21 protein-coding genes are annotated in these 22,034 nt (G+C 63.2%); 19 read left to right on the top strand and 2 right to left on the bottom strand.

All coding sequences use genetic code 11. The annotated features are described in order from the left end of the window. The first annotated feature begins 7 nt into the window (after positions 1-7). The 10 genes from XB14_RS10010 (at position 8) to XB14_RS09965 (ending at position 8,615) form a co-directional block, all read left to right on the top strand. A complete protein-coding gene (locus XB14_RS10010; RefSeq protein WP_060516909.1) occupies positions 8-1,378 on the top strand; it encodes a pyruvate dehydrogenase complex E1 component subunit beta in 1,371 nt (456 codons plus the stop codon). Positions 1,379-1,393: 15 nt separating this feature from the next. After that, positions 1,394-2,731, top strand: a complete 1,338-nt coding sequence (locus XB14_RS10005; protein WP_077961426.1) for a pyruvate dehydrogenase complex dihydrolipoamide acetyltransferase — start codon at positions 1,394-1,396, stop codon at positions 2,729-2,731. A gap of 66 nt (positions 2,732-2,797) precedes the next feature. Then, positions 2,798-3,439: an SGNH/GDSL hydrolase family protein gene (locus XB14_RS10000; RefSeq protein WP_077961425.1), complete on the top strand. Its 642-nt coding sequence runs from the start codon at positions 2,798-2,800 to the stop codon at positions 3,437-3,439. A gap of 2 nt (positions 3,440-3,441) precedes the next feature. Further along, entirely contained in the window at positions 3,442-4,023 is a 582-nt protein-coding gene (locus XB14_RS09995) for a GNAT family N-acetyltransferase (RefSeq protein WP_077961424.1), read from the top strand. Between the two features lie 18 nt (positions 4,024-4,041). Further along, the gene (gene lpdA / locus XB14_RS09990) at positions 4,042-5,487 is read left to right on the top strand and encodes a dihydrolipoyl dehydrogenase (protein ID WP_077961423.1); all 1,446 of its coding nucleotides are present in this window, start codon (positions 4,042-4,044) and stop codon (positions 5,485-5,487) included. Between the two features lie 74 nt (positions 5,488-5,561). Continuing rightward, positions 5,562-5,813 (top strand): GlsB/YeaQ/YmgE family stress response membrane protein, encoded by a 252-nt coding sequence (locus XB14_RS09985; RefSeq protein WP_077961422.1) that lies wholly within the window; start codon positions 5,562-5,564, stop codon positions 5,811-5,813. Between the two features lie 131 nt (positions 5,814-5,944). Next, the gene (gene lipA / locus XB14_RS09980; RefSeq protein ID WP_077961421.1) at positions 5,945-6,913 is read left to right on the top strand and encodes a lipoyl synthase; all 969 of its coding nucleotides are present in this window, start codon (positions 5,945-5,947) and stop codon (positions 6,911-6,913) included. Positions 6,914-7,065: 152 nt separating this feature from the next. Further along, entirely contained in the window at positions 7,066-7,656 is a 591-nt protein-coding gene (locus tag XB14_RS09975; protein ID WP_077961420.1) for an AAA family ATPase, read from the top strand. A 9-nt stretch (positions 7,657-7,665) separates the two neighbouring features. Continuing rightward, on the top strand, positions 7,666-8,040 hold the full coding sequence (locus XB14_RS09970; protein WP_143348315.1) for a SecDF P1 head subdomain-containing protein: 375 nt from the start codon (positions 7,666-7,668) through the stop codon (positions 8,038-8,040). Positions 8,041-8,165: 125 nt separating this feature from the next. Beyond that, positions 8,166-8,615, top strand: coding sequence for a type II toxin-antitoxin system RatA family toxin (locus XB14_RS09965; protein ID WP_077961418.1), 450 nt, complete (start codon positions 8,166-8,168; stop codon positions 8,613-8,615). Here the strand turns inward: XB14_RS09965 and XB14_RS09960 are convergent. After that, on the bottom strand, positions 8,603-9,100 hold the full coding sequence (locus XB14_RS09960) for a CinA family protein (RefSeq protein ID WP_077961417.1): 498 nt from the start codon (positions 9,098-9,100) through the stop codon (positions 8,603-8,605). The genes XB14_RS09965 and XB14_RS09960 overlap by 13 nt on opposite strands. Next, positions 9,100-10,305: a bifunctional 2-C-methyl-D-erythritol 4-phosphate cytidylyltransferase/2-C-methyl-D-erythritol 2,4-cyclodiphosphate synthase gene (locus XB14_RS09955; RefSeq protein ID WP_234804016.1), complete on the bottom strand. Its 1,206-nt coding sequence runs from the start codon at positions 10,303-10,305 to the stop codon at positions 9,100-9,102. The genes XB14_RS09960 and XB14_RS09955 overlap by 1 nt, the downstream gene beginning before the upstream one ends. Positions 10,306-10,453: 148 nt before the next feature. Between XB14_RS09955 and dusB the strand changes: the two genes are divergently transcribed. The 9 genes from dusB (at position 10,454) to hflX (ending at position 22,001) form a co-directional block, all read left to right on the top strand. Next, positions 10,454-11,497: a tRNA dihydrouridine synthase DusB gene (dusB, locus tag XB14_RS09950; RefSeq protein ID WP_077961415.1), complete on the top strand. Its 1,044-nt coding sequence runs from the start codon at positions 10,454-10,456 to the stop codon at positions 11,495-11,497. Beyond that, positions 11,494-12,645 (top strand): two-component system sensor histidine kinase NtrB, encoded by a 1,152-nt coding sequence (locus XB14_RS09945; protein ID WP_077961414.1) that lies wholly within the window; start codon positions 11,494-11,496, stop codon positions 12,643-12,645. Before dusB ends, XB14_RS09945 begins: the two co-directional genes overlap by 4 nt. After that, the gene (ntrC, locus tag XB14_RS09940; protein ID WP_077961413.1) at positions 12,642-14,096 is read left to right on the top strand and encodes a nitrogen regulation protein NR(I); all 1,455 of its coding nucleotides are present in this window, start codon (positions 12,642-12,644) and stop codon (positions 14,094-14,096) included. Before XB14_RS09945 ends, ntrC begins: the two co-directional genes overlap by 4 nt. A gap of 225 nt (positions 14,097-14,321) precedes the next feature. Then, positions 14,322-16,592 carry a sensor histidine kinase NtrY-like gene (locus XB14_RS09935; protein WP_077961412.1) on the top strand — a complete coding sequence of 757 codons (2,271 nt, stop codon included), beginning with the start codon at positions 14,322-14,324 and terminating at the stop codon, positions 16,590-16,592. Beyond that, positions 16,582-17,946, top strand: a complete 1,365-nt coding sequence (gene ntrX, locus XB14_RS09930) for a two-component system response regulator NtrX (protein WP_043622069.1) — start codon at positions 16,582-16,584, stop codon at positions 17,944-17,946. The genes XB14_RS09935 and ntrX overlap by 11 nt, the downstream gene beginning before the upstream one ends. Before the next feature lie 47 nt (positions 17,947-17,993). Then, positions 17,994-19,370, top strand: coding sequence for a Trk system potassium transporter TrkA (gene trkA / locus XB14_RS09925; RefSeq protein ID WP_077961411.1), 1,377 nt, complete (start codon positions 17,994-17,996; stop codon positions 19,368-19,370). A gap of 10 nt (positions 19,371-19,380) precedes the next feature. Continuing rightward, positions 19,381-20,244: a D-amino-acid transaminase gene (locus XB14_RS09920; RefSeq protein WP_077961410.1), complete on the top strand. Its 864-nt coding sequence runs from the start codon at positions 19,381-19,383 to the stop codon at positions 20,242-20,244. Between the two features lie 110 nt (positions 20,245-20,354). Continuing rightward, positions 20,355-20,597: an RNA chaperone Hfq gene (gene hfq, locus XB14_RS09915; RefSeq protein WP_003535434.1), complete on the top strand. Its 243-nt coding sequence runs from the start codon at positions 20,355-20,357 to the stop codon at positions 20,595-20,597. Between the two features lie 78 nt (positions 20,598-20,675). After that, on the top strand, positions 20,676-22,001 hold the full coding sequence (gene hflX, locus XB14_RS09910) for a GTPase HflX (RefSeq protein WP_077961409.1): 1,326 nt from the start codon (positions 20,676-20,678) through the stop codon (positions 21,999-22,001). The last annotated feature ends 33 nt before the right edge of the window (positions 22,002-22,034 follow it).

Here is a 22,034-nt window from a genome sequence, read left to right as displayed (position 1 = left end):
GACAAACATGCCAGTAGAAATTCTTATGCCCGCCCTTTCCCCGACGATGGAGGAAGGCACGCTCTCGAAATGGCTGAAGAACGAGGGCGACAAGGTGTCCTCGGGCGACGTGATTGCCGAGATCGAGACCGACAAGGCCACGATGGAAGTCGAAGCCGTCGATGAAGGCACGATCGGCAAGCTGCTGATCGCCGCCGGCACCGAAGGCGTCAAGGTCAACACCCCGATCGCCGTGCTCTTGCAGGATGGCGAAGGCGCCGGCGATATCGCAGCACCTAAGGCCGAGGCTCCGAAGGCAGCCGCTGCCGAAGCGCCGGCTGCATCCGCGCCGGCACCGGTCGCTGCCCAGCCGAAGGTCGAAGTTGCCGCCGATCCTGCAATCCCGGCCGGCACCGAGATGGTGACGATGACCGTTCGCGAAGCGCTTCGCGACGCCATGGCCGAAGAAATGCGCGCCAGCGACGACGTCTTCGTCATGGGCGAAGAAGTCGCCGAATACCAGGGCGCCTACAAGATCACGCAAGGCCTGCTGCAGGAGTTCGGCGCCCGTCGTGTCATCGACACCCCGATCACCGAGCACGGCTTTGCCGGCGTCGGCGTCGGCGCTGCCATGACCGGTCTTCGCCCGATCGTCGAGTTCATGACCTTCAATTTCGCCATGCAGGCGATCGACCAGATCATCAACTCCGCCGCCAAGACGCTCTACATGTCCGGTGGCCAGATGGGCGCGCCGATCGTCTTCCGTGGCCCGAGCGGCGCTGCTGCCCGCGTGGCCGCCCAGCACTCGCAGTGCTACGCCGCCTGGTACAGCCACATCCCCGGCCTCAAGGTCGTCATGCCCTACACGGCAGCCGACGCCAAGGGTCTGCTCAAGGCCGCGATCCGCGACCCGAACCCGGTCATCTTCCTCGAAAACGAAATCCTCTACGGTCACTCCTTCGAAGTGCCGAAGCTTGACGATTTCGTGCTTCCGATCGGCAAGGCCCGCATCCACAAGGTCGGCAAGGACGCGACCATCGTCTCCTTCGGTATCGGCATGACCTACGCCGTGAAGGCAGTTGCCGAACTCGAAGCGCAAGGCATCGACGTGGAACTGATCGACCTTCGCACCATCCGTCCGATGGATCTGCCGACGGTCATCGAATCGGTCAAGAAGACCGGCCGCCTCGTCACCGTCGAAGAAGGCTACCCGCAGTCGTCCGTCGGCACCGAGATCGCAACTCGCGTCATGCAGCAGGCCTTCGACTATCTTGATGCCCCGATCCTGACGATCGCCGGCAAGGATGTGCCGATGCCTTACGCAGCGAACCTCGAGAAGCTCGCGCTTCCGAACGTCGCAGAGGTTGTCGATGCGGTGAAAGCCGTTTGCTACAAATAAGGGGAGGGCTTTCCGATGCCTATCAACATCACAATGCCGGCCCTCTCTCCGACGATGGAAGAAGGCAATCTGGCCAAGTGGCTGGTCAAGGAAGGCGACAAGGTCAAGTCCGGTGACGTGATTGCCGAGATCGAGACCGACAAGGCGACGATGGAAGTCGAAGCCGTCGACGAAGGCACCGTTGCCAAGCTCGTCGTTCCCGCCGGCACCGAAGGCGTCAAGGTCAATGCGCTGATCGCCGTTCTCGCCGCCGATGGTGAGGATGTCGCCGCTGCCGCCAAGGGCGGCAATGGTGCTGCCGCACCGGCTCCGGCCGCCAAGGCCGAAGCGCCTGCACCGGCAGCGCCGAGCGCTCCGGCTGCGGCTCCTGCCGCTGCACCGGCTGCAGCCCAGCCGGCCAAGGCTGAGGGCGGCGCACGCGTCTTCTCCTCGCCGCTTGCCCGTCGCCTCGCAAAGGACGCCGGCATCGACCTGTCGGCAATATCAGGCACCGGTCCGCATGGCCGCGTCGTCAAGAAGGACGTCGAATCCGCCGTTGCCGGTGGCACGGCCAAGCCCGCCGCACCTCCTGCTGCCGGCGTTGCGGCTCCTGCCGCCGCACCGCTTGCCAAGGGCATGTCGGAAGACGCCGTTCTCAAGCTGTTCGAGCCCGGCTCCTACGAGCTCGTGCCGCATGACGGCATGCGCAAGACGATTGCCAAGCGCCTCGTCGAATCCAAGCAGACGATCCCGCACTTCTACGTGTCGGTCGATTGCGAACTCGACGCGCTGCTGGCTCTTCGTGCCCAGCTTAATACCGCTGCCCCCGAGAAGGACGGCAAGCCGGTCTACAAGCTCTCCGTCAACGACATGGTCATCAAGGCCCTGGCACTGGCGCTGCGCGACGTTCCGAACGCGAACGTCTCCTGGACCGAGAGCAACATGGTCAAGCACAAGCACGCCGACGTCGGCGTTGCCGTGTCGATCCCGGGCGGCCTGATCACCCCGATCATCCGCCAGGCGGAACTGAAGAGCCTGTCGGCCATCTCCAACGAGATGAAGGACCTCGGCCAGCGCGCCAAGGACCGCAAGCTGAAGCCCGAGGAATACCAGGGCGGCACCACGGCGGTCTCCAACATGGGCATGATGGGCGTCAAGAACTTCGCCGCCGTCGTCAACCCGCCGCACGCAACGATCCTCGCGGTCGGTGCCGGCGAGGAACGCGTCGTCGTCAAGAACAAGCAGATGGTCATCGCCAATGTCATGACCGTCACGCTCTCGACCGACCACCGCTGCGTCGATGGTGCGCTCGGCGCCGAACTGCTCGGTGCCTTCAAGCGCTACATCGAAAACCCGATGGGCATGCTGGTCTGAGTTGGATAGGGACCGGCCTTCGGGCCGGTCCGTTCCTTTTCGCGCAGTCGAAGGCGGGCCCGGACGATGAAAACAGTTCTCTGCTATGGCGACAGTCTGACCTGGGGCTACGATGCCACCGATGGCGGTCGCCACGCCCTGGCCGATCGCTGGCCAAGCGTCCTGCAAAAGGCGCTCGGTTCTGATGTTCAGGTGATCGCCGAAGGACTGAACGGCCGCACCACCGCCTATGACGACCACCTTGCCGATTGCGATCGCAACGGCGCGAAGGTGCTGCCGACCGTTCTGCATAGCCACGCGCCACTCGACCTGATCATCCTGCTGCTCGGCTCCAACGACATGAAGCCGGTGATCCACGGGACCGCTTTCGGCGCCGTGAAGGGCATCCAGCGTCTCGTCACTCTCGTTCGCCGCCACGATTGGCCGGTCGATAGCGAGGATGGCCCGGAAATTCTGATCGTCGCGCCGCCGACGCTCTGTGAAACCGCCGATGCCGGGTTTGCGGCAATGTTTGCCGGCGGCATCGAGCAGTCGGCGATGCTGGCGCCGCTCTACCGCGATCTGGCGGATGAGCTCGATTGTGGCTTCTTCGATGCCGGATCGGTGGCTCAGACGACGCCGCTCGATGGCGTGCATCTCGATGCGGAAAACACGCGTGCGATCGGCCGGGGCCTGGAACCGGTCGTGCGGATGATGCTCGGGGTCTGAGAATGGCCGGCGGCGTCACCATACGTCCGGCGGAACGATGCGAGGCGGCCGAGCTCGCCATTCTCGTCGATATCGCAGCACATGGTTTTGCCTCCTGGGTCTGGTTCGGCGCGGTCCAGCATGGGGTGGCGGATACGGCCTTCGAGCGCGGCCGCAACAAGCTGCGCGAAGAGCAGGGCCCGGGAAACTGGCGGGATGCCCTGGTCGCCGAGGTCGATGATGAAGTCGCCGGGCTGTCGGTCGGTTATGCGGTCGGCCCGGACGTTCTGGATATTGCGGCGAAGCATCCGGTTCTTGAACCACTGCTGGCGCTGCAAAAACAGATTGTCGGCCACTGGTTCGTCGAGAGCCTCGGCGTCTATCGCCATCAGCGCGGCCGTGGGATCGGCAGAGCGCTCCTGGCAAAGGAATTCGTGCGCGCCGCATCGGCGCCGGTGAGCCTGATCACTGAAAGCCACAATGACAGGGCGCAGGCATTATACAGGGCAAACGGTTTCGGCGAGGCAGCGCGCGCCGAGGCGGTTCCGCTCTTTGAGGAAAGCAAGAAACACGACTGGGTGCTGTTCACCCGCAAGGTCGCTTGAGACAAAGGCAGGAAACACATGGCTGAGAATTACGACGTCATCGTCATCGGTTCGGGTCCGGGGGGCTATATCGCCGCCATTCGTGCGGCACAGTTGGGTCTCAAGACCGCCGTCGTCGAGCGCGAGCACCTGGCCGGCATCTGCTCCAACTGGGGCTGCATCCCGACCAAGGCGCTGCTGCGCTCCGCCGAAGTGCTGCACTATGCCCAGCATCCGGGCGCCTATGGCATCAAGATCGAAGGCGCGGTGACGCCGGACCTGAAGGCGATCGTTGCCCGTTCGCGCGGCATTGCCGAGCGCATGAACGGCGGCGTCGGCTTCCTGATGAAGAAGAACAAGGTCGACGTGATCTGGGGCGAAGCCAAGCTGACGAAGCCCGGCGAGATCGTCGTCGGCAAGGCGACGAAGCCGGTCGTCCAGCCGCAGGCGCCGTTGCCGAAGAACACCAAGGGCGAGGGCACCTACACCGCCAAGCACATCATCATCGCGACCGGCGCCCGCCCACGCGCGCTGCCGGGCATCGAGCCCGATGGCAAGCTGATCTGGACCTACTTCGAGGCGATGAAGCCCGAGGAGATGCCGAAGTCGCTGCTGGTCATGGGCTCGGGCGCGATCGGCATCGAGTTCGCCTCGTTCTACCGCACCATGGGTGTGGACGTGACGGTCGTCGAAGTGATGCCGAACGTGATGCCTGTGGAAGACGCTGAAATCTCTGCTATCGCCAAGAAGCAGTTCGAAAAGCAGGGCATGAAGATCCATCTCCAGGCCAAGGTGACGAAGGTCGAGAAGGCTGCCAATTCGATCACCGCCCACGTCGAGATGAAGGACGGCAAGGTCGAGAAGATCACCGCCGACCGCATGATCTCGGCCGTCGGCGTCCAGGGCAACATCGAGAACCTCGGCCTCGAAACGCTCGGGGTCAAGACCGACCGCGGCTGCATCGTCATCGACGGCTACGGCAAGACCAATGTTCCCGGCGTCTACGCGATCGGCGACGTTGCCGGCCCGCCGATGCTCGCCCACAAGGCCGAGCATGAGGCCGTCATCTGCGTCGAAAAGATCGCAGGCCTGCCAAACGTCCACCCGATGGACAAGCTGAAGATCCCGGGCTGCACCTATTGCCATCCGCAGGTTGCTTCCGTTGGCCTCACCGAAGCCAAGGCCAAGGAACTCGGCCGCGACATCCGCGTCGGCCGTTTCCCCTTCGTTGCCAACGGCAAGGCGATCGCGCTCGGCGAGGACCAGGGCATGGTCAAGACGATCTTCGACAAGAAGACCGGCGAACTGCTCGGCGCCCACATGGTCGGCGCAGAAGTGACCGAACTGATCCAGGGCTTTGTCGTCGCGATGAACCTCGAGACGACGGAAGAAGACCTGATGCACACGATCTTCCCGCATCCGACGATCTCGGAGACGATGAAGGAAAGCGTGCTCGACGCCTACGGCCGCGCACTCAACGCCTGATGGTTTCGGCGCCGCCGCTTTTGGTGTAGCTTTGGCATTGATAATGGGCGCATTTTCAATGCACGGAGACCAAAATGAGCGTGAACGGCGTCGGTATTCTGGCTGCGATCATCATCGGTGGGTTGGCCGGGTGGCTCGCGGAAAAGTTCATGAGCAGCAATATGGGTCTGTTCATGAACATATTGCTCGGCATCATCGGTGCGGTGGTGCTGAATTTCGTCCTGGCGGCCTTCGGCATGACCTTTGCCGGCTGGGTCGCCTATCTGGTCATCGGCTTTATCGGCGCCTGCCTGCTGATTGCCGTTGGCCGGATGGTGAAACGTTAGTCTGCCGGGCCATCTGCGCTTCCGTCGGGCACCAACTTAAGACGGCCTGACATTTCCGGTCGGGCCGTCTATATAGAGCGAAAATGGGTCAACCGGCCTGATGCCGGTCCCGCCGCGACGAGGAAGACAGTATGGTAACGGTATTCGATGCCGTCTCTGACCGGGCGCAACGCGTCCGCCATCCGGAAAAGGCCCACAAGCCTGACACGGAAGTGATGCGCAAGCCGGAATGGATTCGCGTCAAGGCGCCGATGTCCAAGGGCTACCAGGAGACGCGCGAGTTGGTGCGTTCGCACAAGCTGGTGACGGTGTGCGAGGAAGCCGGTTGCCCGAACATCGGCGAATGCTGGGACAAGAAGCACGCCACCTTCATGATCATGGGCGAGATTTGTACCCGCGCCTGCGCCTTCTGCAATGTCGCGACCGGCAAGCCGAAGGCGCTCGACATGGAAGAGCCGGACAACATCGCCAAGGCCGTCAAGCAGATGGGGCTTAGCCATGTCGTCATCACCTCGGTCGACCGTGACGATCTGGAAGACGGCGGGGCCGAACACTTCGAGAAGGTCATCTGGGCGATCCGCGAGGCTTCGCCGACGACCACCATCGAGATCCTGACGCCGGACTTCCTGAAGAAGCCGGGCGCTCTGGAACGCGTCGTCGCCGCCAAGCCCGACGTCTTCAACCACAACATGGAAACCGTTCCGGGCAACTACCTGACGGTCCGCCCCGGTGCGCGCTACTTCCACTCCGTCCGCCTGCTGCAACGGGTGAAGGAACTGGACCCGACCATGTTCACCAAGTCCGGCATCATGGTCGGCCTTGGCGAAGAGCGCAACGAAGTGCTGCAGCTGATGGACGACCTCAGGACCGCCGACGTCGACTTCCTGACGATCGGACAGTACCTGCAGCCGACGCGCAAGCACCATAAGGTCGAGGCGTTCGTCACGCCCGAGGAGTTCAAGTCCTACGAGACCGTCGCCTACACCAAGGGCTTCCTGATGGTGTCGTCGAGCCCGCTGACGCGCTCGTCGCACCATGCCGGCGACGACTTTGCCCGCCTCAGGGCAGCGCGCGAAAAGAAGCTGGCGGCCGCCGAGTAAGGCGGAAACAGGCTCTCGAGAACGATTGGCTCCGGCGCTTGCGCCGGAGCTTTTGTTTTGGCGAAGCGCATCGGAGCGGCGACCGGCGCGCTCGCGCAAAGCTTGCGTCCTTCAGGCGGATCGCCTAACGGCTGTTCCTGGGAGGGGCGCCGATGCCGCGATACATCAGCAATGGAGAAGAGGCGGCGTTGCATCTCAAGAGCGCGCAACGCATCCTGGTGGTCGGCTGTTCCGGCAGCGGCAAGAGCACGCTTTCCCGTCAACTCTCCGAACGGTTCGGCCTGCCGCATCTGCCGATGGACCGGGAGTTCTTTTGGCTGCCTGGATGGCGACTGCGCCCGCGCCTGGAAATGCTGGCGTTGATCTCGAAGGCGGCCGCCGGCGAGCGTTGGATCATGGATGGTACGAGCCCGAAGACGCTGCCGCTCCGCCTGCCGCGCACCGACGTGGTGATCTGGATGCGGCTCCCGCGCTGGGTGTCGTTGCGTGGCGTGTTGCTGCGTTGGTTCGCCTATTGGAGAAAGACCCGCCCGGACATGGCTGACGATTGCCCGGAGAAGGTCGACCTCGATTTTCTGCGCTACATTTGGAACTTCGAACGCCGGGATGCCGTCGAGATCGACACCCAACTCGCCTCTTACGCGAACCTGCCGGTGCTGGTGTTGAAATCGCACGCGGAAACGGCATTGTTGCTCAACGCATGCTCGACCGGAGCTCGGTCGCAGATCTTCCGTGTCGATTAGAGGCTATTGATGCACAGGACCTTTGCCGTCGCCATTCTCTTGAATGCGCTTGCGTTGATGTCTCCGGCCGCGGCCGAAACCATCAGGCTTCACGTAGAAAGTGGTGCCATCGTCGGTATCAAGGATCGGCATAGCGGAAGGCTGGAGGTCTATCTGACCGAGCAAAGCGCGCAAGACCTTTGGGTGTTTACGGGGCGCCACGTCGGAAAGACGGTCGAGATCCTGGTCGATGGTGAGGTGATAGCCTCGCCTATCATCCGCGACGCTATTATGGGACCGAGTATGCCGATTCCGAATTCCAAGACCGATGCGGAGAGGCGAGAGACGATTGCGCGTCTAACGGAAGGCTCCATGGCGCTGGAACTTCGCCTGAGCGCCGAATAGTGACCCCCGCCGGAACCAGCTGGCCCGCGCACCGTGAGCGGCCGATTGCCGCCCGTTGGGTGAAATCGCGAGACCAAGCCCACTCGCACCTTGATCTTCTCTGTCCGCCCACTTAACTCGAAACCATGCCGCATTTCGAAACCAACCATGTCGTCAAGCACACCGCAGACCAGATGTTCGACCTCGTTGCCGACGTCGAACACTATCCGCAGTTCCTGCCGCTCTGCGAAGCGCTGACGGTGCGCTCTCGCAAGGAGCGCGATGGCAAGGTTCTGCTGCTTGCCGATATGACCGTCGGCTACAAGGCGATCCGCGAGACCTTCACGACACAGGTGCTGTTGAACAAGGCCGAGCGTGCAATCGACGTCAAATACATCGACGGGCCGTTCAAATATCTCGACAATCGCTGGAAGTTCGATCCGGCAGGCGAGGACCAGTCAGCCGTGCATTTCTACATCGACTACGAGTTCAAGAGCCGCATTCTCGGCGCGCTGATGGGTTCGATGTTCGATCGGGCCTTCCGCATGTTCTCGGACGCCTTCGAAAAGCGCGCCGACAGCATTTATGCGGCCTGAGCGATCTGCGTGAGCAGATCGAGTGCGGTGCGGATGGTCGCAAGCCTTATTTTGCCGCGGCCGATATCGCCATAACGCATCTCCCGATGCAGCATCGCACCGTTTCGCCCTGCGGCGGCGAGGTGCACGAGCCCGACAGGCTTTTCAACCGAACCACCGCTCGGCCCGGCAATGCCGGTGACGGCCACGGCGAAGTCAGCCGCCGAATGCGAGACTGCACCGCGGGCCATCTCGATCGCCGTCTGCCGCGAGACGGCGCCATGGGCGACGAGCGTCGTCGTCTCGACGCCGAGCATCGCGACTTTCGCCTCGTTGGAATAGGTGACGAAGCCGCGGTCGACGACCGCGGACGAGCCTGAGACCTCGGTCAGCGCCCCGGCGATCAGGCCGCCGGTGCAGGATTCGGCCGTTGCCACCTTGAGGCCATGTGCCGTGAACTGAGCGATGATCTCACCGGCTTTGACTTCGATATCGGCCGGCCACATCACGAAAGGTTCCCGTAGACGACCGTGGCGGTGGCGATGGCGGCAATGCCTTCATCGCGTCCGACAAAGCCGAGACGCTCGTTGGTCGTTGCCTTCACCGAGCAGCGGTCAAGCGAAATCCCCAGCATGTCTGCAAGGTTCTCGCGCATCGTCAGGCGATGCGGGCCGACCTTCGGTGCCTCGGCAATCAGCGAGACATCGGCATTGGTGATGATGCCGCCGCGCTCGCGCACGATCCGCGCCGCATGCTCCAGGAAGATGCGCGACGGCGCGCCCTTCCATTGCGGGTCGGACGGCGGGAAATGGTCGCCGATGTCACCGGCGCCGCAGGTTGCAAGCAGCGCGTCCGTCAGCGCATGCAGCGCCACGTCGGCGTCCGAGTGGCCGGAGAGCTTCTTGGTGTGCGCAATGAAGACGCCGCAGAGCGTCACGCCATCGCCCTCGACGAGCTGGTGCACGTCGTAGCCGTTGCCCGTGCGCACATCGGGCAGGGCGGTGCGCTTGAGTTTTTCGTCGGCCATGGCGATATCCCTTTTCAATGTCAGCTTGACGTTGTCGACAGCGCCTTCGACGAGTACGACCTTGAGGCCGGCCCATTCGGCAATCGACGCGTCGTCGGTAAAATCCGTGCGACCACTTCTGGCCGCGTCCCGATGCGCTGCAAGAATGGCCTGGAGATCGAAGGTCTGCGGCGTCTGCGCGCCGTAGAGGCCTTCGCGCGCCACGGTTTCCGTGACAATGCCATCCTTGCCCGCACGCTTCAGCGTATCCGCGACCGCGACCGCCGGTAACACGGCCTTCGTCTCGTCGTTGAGCGCAGCGGCACAACGGGACAGCAACGCGTGATCGGCAAAGGGGCGGACCGCGTCTTGGATCATCACACGGCGCGCGCCGATGTCGGCCAGGGCTTCGAGGCCCGCGAGCACCGATATCTGCCGGGTCGCGCCGCCGTGGACCACGATCACATCCTCGGCCACCGAGCGTTTGCGTGCGGCGTTGAACAGCGCCTCGTCGTCCGGATGGATGACGACGACGATCGGACCAGCGTCCGGCCATGTCGCGAAAGTGTCAAGCGTATGGGCGATAACGGGGCGGTCGCCGATGGTTCGGTATTGCTTCGGACCCTCGGCGGATTGCCCGGCGCGCTCGCCGCGCCCCGCCGCAACGATAACCACGCCGCACTTGAGCTGTTCTTGAGGCTGCATTTTCTGTATGAGGTCCCGCATTCGCCGATCTTCGCCGTGATGTACCGCGAAGGGTCGTGCTTTGCCAGCCGAGCTTAGAATTTTGCGCGCCGCGCCGAAATCGCTTGGCAAGTCCGAGAACAATGTCTAAAAATAGTGCAGGAACAACATGTGCCTGAAAGATATGCATTTGCCAATTCCGGCTCTTTCGTCTCCGCTTCGCATCGGACCCATCGAAATCCGCAACCGGGTTGCGCTCGCGCCCATGTCCGGCGTCACCGATCTCCCATTCCGGCGGCTTGCCTGGCGCTTCGGCGCGGGTTTCGTCGTGACCGAAATGGTTGCGAGCCGTGAACTGGTCGGCAATGCCCAGGAATCCTGGGCGCGACTGAAGAACTCCGGGATCAAGCCGCACATCGTCCAGTTGGCAGGCCGCGAGGCGCACTGGATGGCGGAAGCGGCGAAGATCGCCGCCGACAATGGCGCCGATATCATCGACATCAACATGGGGTGCCCGGCGAAGAAGGTGACGGGCGGCTATTCCGGCTCGGCCCTGATGCGCGATCCCGATCACGCGCTGTCGCTGGTCGAGGCAACCGTCAACGCCGTCGACCTGCCGGTGACGCTGAAGATGCGGCTCGGCTGGGACGAAACCTCGATCAACGCTCCGCTGATTGCCAGGCGTGCCGAAGACGCGGGCGTCAAGGCGATCACCGTGCACGGCCGCACCCGCATGCAATTCTACAACGGCAAGGCGGATTGGGATGCCATTCGCCCGGTTCGGGAGGTCATTTCCGTGCCGCTGGTTGCCAACGGCGATGTCGAGACGGTCGCCGACGCCGAAGAGATTCTCCGCCGCTCGGGCGCCGACGCCGTCATGGCCGGCCGCTCTTCGCAGGGACGCCCATGGCACGTCGGTTTTCTTGCCGGGGCCGTCAAGCATCCGTCGCCGGTGGAGGTCGCCGATATCTTTGCGGAGCACTACGAGATGATGCTCGAATTCTATGGTGTCGAGATTGGCCTCCGTCATGCCCGCAAGCATGTCGCCTGGTACCTCGATCATGCCGCCCCCGACATGGCGGGAACGGAAAAGGCAGCGATCCTGACGTCGACCGATGTCCGCTTCGTCCGCGACAGGGCGCGTGCAGCGATGCTCGACGCAGCGCCGGGCAAGCCGGAAGGCGAGGCGGTCGCAGAAGGAATTGCGGCATGACCGAGAAACCGAGCTTGCCCGACGCGGTCGCCAACGGTCTGTCGATGGCCGTTCTCAATGCCATCCAGAACCCGGTGATCATGGTCGATGCCAAGGGCCTCGTCGCCTTCGCCAACTGGGAGGCCGAATCGTTTTTCGGGGCCAGCGCCAACCACCTGGCGCGCCATGACATCAGCGCCTTCATTCCCTTTGGTAGCCCGCTTCTGACCCTGATCGAGCAGGTGCGCGAGCGCAAGGCGCCGGTCAACGAGTATCGTGTCGACCTCAGTTCGCCGCGCCTCGGCGCCGACAAGCTCGTCGATCTCTACGTTGCGCCCGTTCTTTCCGAGCCGGGCGCGGTCGTCGTCGTCTTCCAGGAGCGGTCGATGGCCGACAAGATCGACCGGCAGTTGACGCACCGCGGTGCGGCCCGTTCGGTGACCGGTCTGGCCTCGATGCTGGCGCACGAAATCAAGAACCCGCTCTCGGGCATCCGCGGTGCGGCGCAATTGCTGGAGACCTCCGCCAACGACGAGGATCGGGCGCTGACGCGTCTGATCTGCGACGAGACCGACCGCATCGTTTCGCTGGTCGATCGCATGGAGGTGTTTTCCGACGAGCGTCCCGTCGATCGCGTGCCGCTCAATATCCATTCGGTGCTCGACCACGTGAAGGCAATCGCCAAGGCCGGCTTCGCCCGCCACATCAAATTCGCGGAGCACTACGATCCGTCGCTGCCGCCCGTCTATGCCAATCGCGATCAACTGGTTCAGGTGTTCCTGAACCTTATCAAGAATGCGGCCGAAGCGATCGGCGATCGCGGCGACGGCGAAATCCTGCTGACGACGGCCTACCGGCCGGGCATCCGTCTGTCGGTCGCCGGGACGCGCGAGAAGATCTCTCTGCCGCTGGAATTCTGCGTGCACGACAATGGGCCGGGCGTGCCCTCCGACCTGCTGCCGCTGCTCTTTGATCCCTTCATCACCACCAAGACCAACGGTTCCGGCCTCGGTCTCGCCCTGGTTGCCAAGATCATCGGCGGCCACGGCGGGATCGTCGAATGCGACAGCCAGCAGAACCGCACCACCTTCCGCGTGCTGATGCCTGCCTCCAAGGGCGTGGCCGCGGATGACGACGACATGCCGATGACAAAAGGAAACCTTGCATGACCGGTGCCACGATCCTCGTCGCGGATGACGACGCCGCCATTCGCACCGTGCTGAACCAGGCGCTGAGCCGCGCCGGCTACGATGTCCGCATCACCTCCAATGCGGCGACGCTGTGGCGCTGGATTGCGGCGGGCGATGGCGATCTGGTTGTAACCGACGTGGTGATGCCGGACGAGAACGCGTTTGATCTTCTGCCGCGCATCAAGAAGGCGCGACCCGACCTGCCGGTGCTGGTCATGAGTGCCCAGAACACGTTCATGACAGCGATCAAGGCGTCGGAGAAGGGCGCCTACGACTACCTGCCGAAACCTTTCGACCTCACCGAACTGATCGGCATTATCGGCCGGGCGCTGTCGGAACCCAAGCGCCGGCCGGCGAAGCTCGACGACGATACCCAGGACGGCATGCCGCTGGTCGGCCGCTCGGCAGCGATGCAGGAAATCTACCGGGTGCTGGCGCGCCTCATGCAGACGGATCTGACGCTGATGATCACCGGCGAGTCCGGCACCGGCAAGGAGCTCGTCGCCCGCGCGCTGCACGACTATGGCAAACGCCGCAACGGTCCCTTCGTCGCCATCAACATGGCGGCGATCCCGCGCGACCTGATCGAATCGGAGCTGTTCGGCCACGAGAAGGGCGCCTTTACCGGCGCGCAGATGCGCTCGACCGGGCGTTTCGAGCAGGCCGAAGGCGGTACGCTCTTCCTCGACGAGATCGGCGACATGCCGATGGACGCACAGACGCGCCTGCTGCGCGTGTTGCAGCAGGGAGAATACACGACCGTCGGCGGACGCACGCCGATCCGCTCCGACGTGCGCATCGTCGCGGCGACCAACAAGGACCTGAAACAGTCGATCAACCAGGGCCTGTTCCGCGAAGACCTCTATTACCGCCTGAACGTCGTGCCGCTGCGGCTGCCGCCGCTGCGTGACCGGGCGGAGGATATTCCCGATCTCGTGCGCCACTTCGTCCAGCAGGCGGAAAAGGAAGGCTTGGACGTCAAGCGCTTCGACCATGAGGCGCTGGAACTGATGAAGGCGCATCCTTGGCCCGGCAATGTGCGCGAGCTGGAAAACCTCGTACGGCGCCTGACCGCACTTTATCCACAGGATGTGATCAGCCGCGAAATCATCGAAAACGAGCTTCGCTCCGAGATCCCGGACAGCCCGATCGAGAAGGCGGCGGCGCGGCCGGGCTCACTGACGATTTCGCAAGCGGTCGAAGAAAACATGCGCCAGTACTTCGCAAGCTTCGGCGATGCCTTGCCCCCGGCGGGCCTTTACGATCGAGTGCTCGCGGAAATGGAGTATCCGCTGATTCTCGCGGCGCTGACCGCCACCCGCGGTAACCAGATCAAGGCGGCCGATCTGCTCGGCCTCAACCGCAACACGCTGCGCAAGAAGATCCGCGAACTCGGCGTTTCGGTGTATCGCAGCTCACGCAGCGCTTGACTTGGTCACAGCCACCGTTGCATTTTCGCCACAATGCGTTGCTTGAACGTGTGATGGCCGACGAATCGTGCGTCGTCGCCGTCCCCTTCAATCGATTTGACCTGATCGATCTGGTCTGGGGACACGAACGCGACGGCCCATTTGGGTGGTGAGGTCAGCCTTTGACCAGAGAATGCAAGCAAGTGATGCCGTCGCCGGCTGGCGGCGGTTGGGGGAACGCTTTTCATGGTGGACGCAATGGCCTTGCCGCTGGGCACAGATGAGGGACTGGCGGCGCAGGATCGCCGTGCGTCCTTTGCCCTGCCGGGGCTGATGCTGGCAACCGGCGCGCTGATTTGCGCGACCGTCTCCCTGCTCGTGCTTCTCGGCTTGACGCCGATCCGGCTTGAGAGAAACGTCGTCATCGCCTGTGCGGCGATCAACAGTCTCTTCGTCGTCGGTCTCATCTATCTGATTGCCCGTGAAATCCTGCGTCTCCTGCGCGCCCGCCACAAGGGTCGCGCGGCCGCCCGGCTGCACGTGCGCATCGTCGCGCTGTTTTCGATCGTGGCGATCACGCCCGCGGTGCTCGTCGCGATCTTCGCCAGCATCACGCTCGATGTCGGCCTCGACCGCTGGTTTTCGCTCAGAACCCAGGCGATCGTGCGTTCCTCGATCAATGTGGCGCAGGCCTATGTGCTCGAAAATGCGAGCTACCTGCAGGGCCAGACCGTGTCGATGGCCAACGACCTCGAGCGCAACCGCCAACTCTACAGCCTCGACCGCACCGGTTTTGCCGAGCTGATGACCCGCCAGGCGCGGGGACGCGGCATGCTTGGCGCCTTTCTCGTGCGCGCCGACGGCAGCGCCATCGTCCAGGCCAACATCTCGACCGACCGGCCCTTGCCGGCCATCCCCCCGGACGCACTGAAGAGCTCCGTCTCCGGCCAGCCGACCCTGATCCCGCCGGGGATTACCAACCTTGTCGGCGCCGTCATACCGCTCGACGACATTCCGGGTACCTTCCTCTACACGGTTCGCAACGTCGATCCGGAGGTGATGCGGTCGCTCAGGCTGATGGAGGAGAACACCGCCGAGTACAAGATGCTCGAGGCGGGGCGAACCTTCACGCAGATTGCCTTCGGCGTCCTCTATATCGGCTTCGCGCTTATCGTTCTGCTTGCGGCGATCTGGACCGCGATCGCGGTCGCCGACCGGATTGTCCGGCCCATCCGGCAGTTGATAGGTGCTGCCGACAGCGTTGCCTCCGGCAATCTCGATGTCGTCGTGCCGGTGCGCGCCGTCGATGGCGACGTCGGTAACCTGTCGCGAACCTTCAACAAGATGGTTTCGGAGATCCGCAGCCAGCAGGAGCAGATCCTGGAGGCCAAGGACGAAGTCGACCATCGCCGCCGCTTCATCGAGGCGGTTCTGTCGGGCGTCACCGCTGCCGTCATCGGCGTCGGGCGTGATCGCCAGATCACCATCGCCAATCCGTCGTCCGAAGAATTCCTGAAGAAGGCAGCACCCGATCTTCTGGGCGCCGATCTGCGACAGGTCGCGCCCGAGATCGAGGACGTGCTGGTCGAGGCCGAAGGTCGCCATCGCAACGATTTCCGCAAGCAGATCAACGTCATGCGCGGCGGAACCGAGCGGACCTTGAATGTTCAGGTGACGCGGGAAGAGGGTGGCGAGGCGAACGAATCCTACGTCATCACCATCGATGACATCACCGATCTCGTCATCGCCCAGCGCTCCACCGCCTGGGCGGATGTGGCCCGCCGCATCGCCCACGAGATCAAGAACCCGCTGACGCCGATCCAGCTTTCCGCCGAACGCCTGAAGCGGCGATACGGCAAACAGATCAACCAGGAAGACAAGGCCGTCTTCGACCAGTGCACGGACACCATCGTTCGCCAGGTGGAAGACATCGGCCGCATGGTGGACGAGTTCTCGGCCTTCGCGCGGATGCCAAAACCGACCAAGGAGCGGGCGGATCTTCGCGCGATCCTGAAGGATGCGGTGTTCCTGCGCGAGATGGGCAACAACCACATCAACTTCGTACGCGATCTCGGCGAGGAGCCGCTTGAAGGCCAGTTCGACGGGCGCATGCTCGGCCAGGCCTTCGGCAACATCGTCAAGAATGCGGTGGAATCGATCGAGGCGGTGCCGGCGGACGCGGTCCGCGGCCAGCCGATGGTCGTGGCGCGTGCGCGAACCGATGCGGCGACCGGCCTGTTCGTCGTCGACATCATCGACAACGGCAAGGGCCTGCCCACGGAAAATCGGCACCGCATTCTGGAGCCATACATGACGATGCGCGAGAAGGGCACGGGCCTGGGTCTCGCCATCGTCAAGAAAATCATCGAGGACCATGGCGGACAATTGGAATTGCACGACGCGCCTGCCGAATACGACGGCGGTGTCGGGGCGATGATCCGCGTGATCCTGCCGCCTGCCGGAGAAACCGGGGGCGAAGACAGTTTGAAGGATAAGGGTGCGAGCGATGGCCGCTGATATTCTGGTTGTGGACGATGAGGAAGATATCCGCGAGATCGTGTCGGGTATTCTGTCTGACGAGGGGCACGAAACGCGCACCGCCTTCGACAGCGACAGCGCGCTGGCGGCGATCAGTGATCGTGTCCCGCGGCTGGTCTTCCTCGACATCTGGATGCAGGGAAGCCGCCTCGACGGCCTGGCGCTGCTCGACGAGATCAAGGGGCGCCACCCGGATCTTCCCGTCGTCATGATTTCCGGCCACGGCAACATCGAAACCGCCGTCAACGCCATCAAGCGCGGCGCCTATGACTTCATCGAGAAGCCCTTCAAGGCAGACCGCTTGATCCTGATTGCCGAGCGGGCGCTGGAAAACTCCAAGCTCAAGCGCGAAGTCTCGGAGTTGAAGAAGAAGTCCGGCGATCCGGTCGAACTGATCGGCACCTCCGTCGCCGTCTCGCAGCTTCGCCAGACGGTCGAAAAGGTCGCGCCGACCAACAGCCGCATCATGATCCAGGGCCCCTCCGGCTCCGGCAAGGAACTGGTCGCGCGCATGATCCACCGCAAGTCGACGCGGTCCGCCGGCCCCTTCGTGGCGCTGAACGCGGCGGCGATCACGCCGGACCGGATGGAGATCGCGCTCTTCGGAACCGAGGGCACGCCCGGCCAACCGCGCCGTACCGGCGCGCTCGAGGAAGCCCATGGCGGCATTCTCTATCTCGACGAGATCGGCGAGATGCCGCGCGAGACGCAGAACAAGATCCTGCGCGTGCTCGTCGACCAGCAGTTCGAGCGCGTCGGCGGTACCAAACGCGTGAAGGTCGATGTCCGCATCATCTCGTCCACCGCCTACAACCTCGAAAACATGATCTCCGAGGGCCTGTTCCGCGAAGACCTTTTCCACCGGCTCGCCGTCATTCCGGTCCGAGTGCCAGCACTTGCCGAGCGGCGCGAGGACATTCCGTTCCTCGTCGACATGTTCATGCGCCAGGTCAGCGAGCAGGCGGGCATCCGCCCGCGCAAGATCGGTGACGACGCTCTGGCGGTGCTTCAGGCGCATGACTGGCCGGGCAACATCCGCCAGCTTCGCAACAACATCGAGCGCCTGATGATTCTTGCCCGCAGCGACGGTCCGGATACGCCGATCTCGGCGGACATGCTGCCGACCGAAGTGGGCGATACCCTGCCGAAGATCTCGGCTCAGGGCGATCAGCACATTATGACCTTGCCGCTGCGCGAGGCTCGCGAAATGTTTGAACGTGATTATCTGATCGCGCAGATCAACCGATTCGGCGGCAACATTTCGCGCACGGCGGAATTTGTCGGCATGGAGCGGTCGGCGCTGCATCGAAAGCTGAAGTCGTTGGGCGTCTGAACCGGATTTTCCGGCCAACGGCCCGCGCTCGCATGTGAAAGAACGACATGAAGGTAGTCATTTGTGGCGCGGGGCAGGTCGGATACGGCATTGCCGAGCGGCTGGCACAGGAAGACAACGACGTTTCGGTGATCGACACCTCGGCGGCGCTGATCGCCAACATCACAGAGAGCCTCGACGTGCGCGGCTATGTCGGCCACGGCGCACATCCGGACGTGCTGGCCAAGGCCGGCGCCGACCAGGCCGACATGCTGATTGCGGTCACGCTGTCCGACGAAGTCAACATCGTCGCCTGTGAAGTCGCCCACGCGATCTTCAACGTTCCGACGAAGGTCGCGCGCATCCGGGCACAGAGCTACCTCGCACCCGAATATGCGAACCTGTTTTCGCGCGAGAACGTGCCGATCGACGTCACGATCTCGCCCGAAGTCGAGGTCGGGCGGCTGGTGCTGCGGCGCATTTCCTTTCCCGGCGCGATCGACGTCGTGCGTTTTGCCGACGACCGCATCGCCATGGTCGCCTTCGAGTGCCTGGAAGACTGCCCGGTCGTCGGCACGCCGCTGCAGCAGTTGAGCGAACTGTTTCCTGACTTGCTTGCCACCGTCACCGGCATTTTCCGCAATGGCAAGGTGATGGTGCCGCATTCCGACGATCAGTTGCAGGCGGGCGATATCGCCTATGTCGTCTGCGATCGGGATCATGCGCGGCGCACGCTGGCGCTCTTCGGCCACGAGGAGCAGGAGGCGCGGCGCATCATCATTTTCGGCGGCGGCAATGTCGGCTATTTCGTTGCCAAGACGATCGAGGAACACCAGCCGCGGACGCGGGTGAAGCTGATCGAGAGCGATCGCGACCGCGCGGTGATGATGGCGGACAAGCTGAGCAGTACGGTGGTTCTCAACGGCTCGGCCATGGACCAGCGGATCCTCGCCCAGGCTGACGTTCAGGATGCGGATCTCGTTGTGGCGCTCACCAACAACGACCAGATCAACATCCTCGGCAGCATGATGGCGAAGCACCTGGGTGCAAAGTCCACGCTCGTCCTCATCAACGAGCCGTCCTATCAGGATTTTGCCGCGACCGCCGGCGTCGATGCCTATGTGAACCCGCGCGCCGTCACGATCTCGCGCGTCCTGCAGCATGTGCGCAAGGGGCGCATTCGCTCTGTTTATGCTGTGCAGAAGGGCATGGCCGAGGTCATCGAGGCCGAGGCGCTGGAGACGTCGCCGCTCGTCGGCAAGGCGCTGCGCGATCTCGAACTTCCCGATGGCATCCGCATAGGTGCGCTCTATCGCGACAAGACGTTCATTCGTCCTGACGGCGCCACCCGGATCAAGGCGAAAGACCGTGTCGTGCTCTTCGCCACGGCCGACGCCGTGCGCCACGTCGAGCAGCTTTTCCGCGTCAGCATCCAGTATTTCTAAGGTCGGGACCATGCCCAGAATTGCCTATGTCAACGGCGCCTACGTGCCGCACGGAGACGCCGGCGTCCATATCGAGGACCGCGGCTACCAGTTTGCCGATGGCGTCTACGAGGTCTGCGAAGTGCGTCACGGCTACATCGTCGATCTCACGCGCCATCTTGATCGCCTCGACCGGTCGCTCAGCGAGCTGCGCATCGACTGGCCGATGAACAGGGCAGCGCTCGTCCATGTCATCCGCGAGGTTATCCGGCGCAACCGGGTGAGGAATGGTCTGTTCTATCTGCAGGTCACGCGCGGCGTGGCGCGCCGGGATCATGTGTTTCCGGCCAAGGGAACGATGCCGACTGTTGTCGTGACGGCAAAGCGCACCGATGCCGAGGCCATCGCCAGGAAGGCGACCCATGGAATTGCGGCGATCACCGTGGCGGAGAACCGCTGGGACCGGGTCGATATCAAGTCGGTCGGGCTTCTGCCCAACGTGCTCGCGCGCCAGAAGGCCAAGGAGGAAGGCGCGCAGGAGGCGATCTTCGTCGACGCCGACGGCACCGTGAAGGAGGGGGCAGCCACCAATGTCTGGATCGTCGATCGCGACGGAAACCTGCGCACGCGGCCGGCCGAGCATGGAATTCTGCGCGGGGTAACCCGCACGACACTGATGGATGTCGCAGCACCGCTGGGGCTCAAAATCGAGGAGAGGGCGTTTTCGGTAGACGAGATGCTCGCAGCGCGCGAAGTCTTCATCACGGCCGCCACCAGCATCTGTTTCCCCGTCATTTCGGTCGACGGCAGGCCGATCGGCAACGGTCATCCGGGAAGCATAGCACAGAATATTCGTGAAGCCTTTTTCGGCGTTGCGGAAAAGACATTGATTTGATACCAAACTCTGACGGGGTGTCGGGGAAGGTACTTGTGGCACCTCGGATTGCAGAATTTGACAAAAATGCACCGGCGCGAAACGCCGGCAAATAAGAAAGAAGCGGCGCGATGGCGGAACGTTCTCAAAACTTGCAGGATCTCTTTCTCAATACGGTCCGCAAGCAAAAGATTTCCTTGACAATTTTTCTCATCAACGGCGTCAAGCTCACCGGCGTTGTGACCTCGTTCGACAACTTCTGCGTCCTGCTGCGTCGCGATGGCCACTCGCAATTGGTCTACAAGCACGCGATCTCGACCATCATGCCCGGCCAGCCGCTGCAGATGTTCGAGAACGAAGAAGCCGCATCCTGACGGGACGTTAGGCACATTACCAAACGGGATTCAAAATCGTCGTCGATCATACCGGAGCTCGAGAAGCTCCGCGACGACATGCGCGCGGTCGTCATCGTCCCGGTCTTGAAGAAGACCGGGAGACAGTCCGCAGAGATTCTTGCCACGACGACGACACGCTCGGACGAAAGCCGCCTCGAAGAGGCGACCGGTCTGGCCATGGCGATCGATCTCGAGGTCGTGCACGGCGCCATCGTTCCGGTGTCGCAGCCGAAGCCCGGTACCTTGCTCGGCAGCGGCAAGATCGAGGAAATCGGACATATCCTCGTCGAGCTCGATGCCGGCCTCGTCATCGTCGACCATCCGCTGACGCCCGTGCAGCAGCGCAATCTTGAAAAGGAATGGAACGCCAAGGTCATTGACCGTACGGGCCTCATTCTCGAGATCTTCGGCCGCCGCGCCTCCACCAAGGAAGGCACGCTGCAGGTCGATCTCGCGCATCTCAACTATCAGAAGGGCCGGCTGGTTCGAAGCTGGACCCACCTTGAGCGCCAGCGCGGCGGTGGCGGCTTCATGGGCGGCCCCGGTGAAACCCAGATCGAAGCGGACCGTCGCTTGCTGCAGGATCGCATCGTCAAGCTCGAGCGCGAATTGGAGCAGGTGCGCCGCACCCGGCAATTGCACCGTTCCAAGCGCAAGAAGGTGCCGCACCCGATCGTCGCGCTCGTCGGCTACACCAACGCCGGCAAGTCGACGCTGTTCAATCGCATGACCGGGGCAGGGGTTCTGGCCGAGGACATGCTGTTTGCGACGCTCGATCCGACTCTTCGGCGGCTGAAGCTGCCGCATGGCCGTATGGTGATCCTGTCCGACACGGTCGGTTTCATTTCCGACCTGCCGACGCACTTGGTCGCCGCCTTCCGCGCGACGCTCGAAGAGGTGCTGGAGGCGGACCTGATCCTGCATGTGCGCGATCTCTCCGATCCGGACAACCAGGCGCAGGCAAGCGACGTGCTTCGCATTCTCGCCGATCTCGGCATCGACGAGAAGGAGGCCTCCGAGCGCCTGATCGAGGTCTGGAACAAGATCGACCGGCTCGACGCCGAATCGCGCGAGGCGCTGCAGGGCAAGGCGGCGACGTCGGAAAACACGGTCGCCGTTTCGGCGATATCGGGCGAAGGCGTCGATGGTCTGCTCGCGGAAATCGGCCGCCGCCTGTCCGGCGTGTTGACCGAATGCACCGTCGTTCTCGCCATCGACCAGTTGCAGCTTCTGCCCTGGATCTATCAGCACGCCATCGTTGATGGCCGCGAGGATCTGGAAGACGGACGCGTCAGCCTCGATCTTCGGCTCACCGAAAACGAGGCCTCCGATCTCGAGCGTCGGCTCGGGAACGGGCCGAAGCCCATCGCGGAAGACTGGTAGGCCGAAAACCGGCAGGCTTGCGCGTCTTGCTCG

This window comes from Ensifer adhaerens (assembly GCF_002007205.1).
Classification (GTDB): domain Bacteria; phylum Pseudomonadota; class Alphaproteobacteria; order Rhizobiales; family Rhizobiaceae; genus Ensifer; species Ensifer adhaerens_D.
The sequence above is the reverse complement of the archived record's forward strand: the minus strand, read 5'-3'. Positions and strand labels throughout refer to the sequence as shown.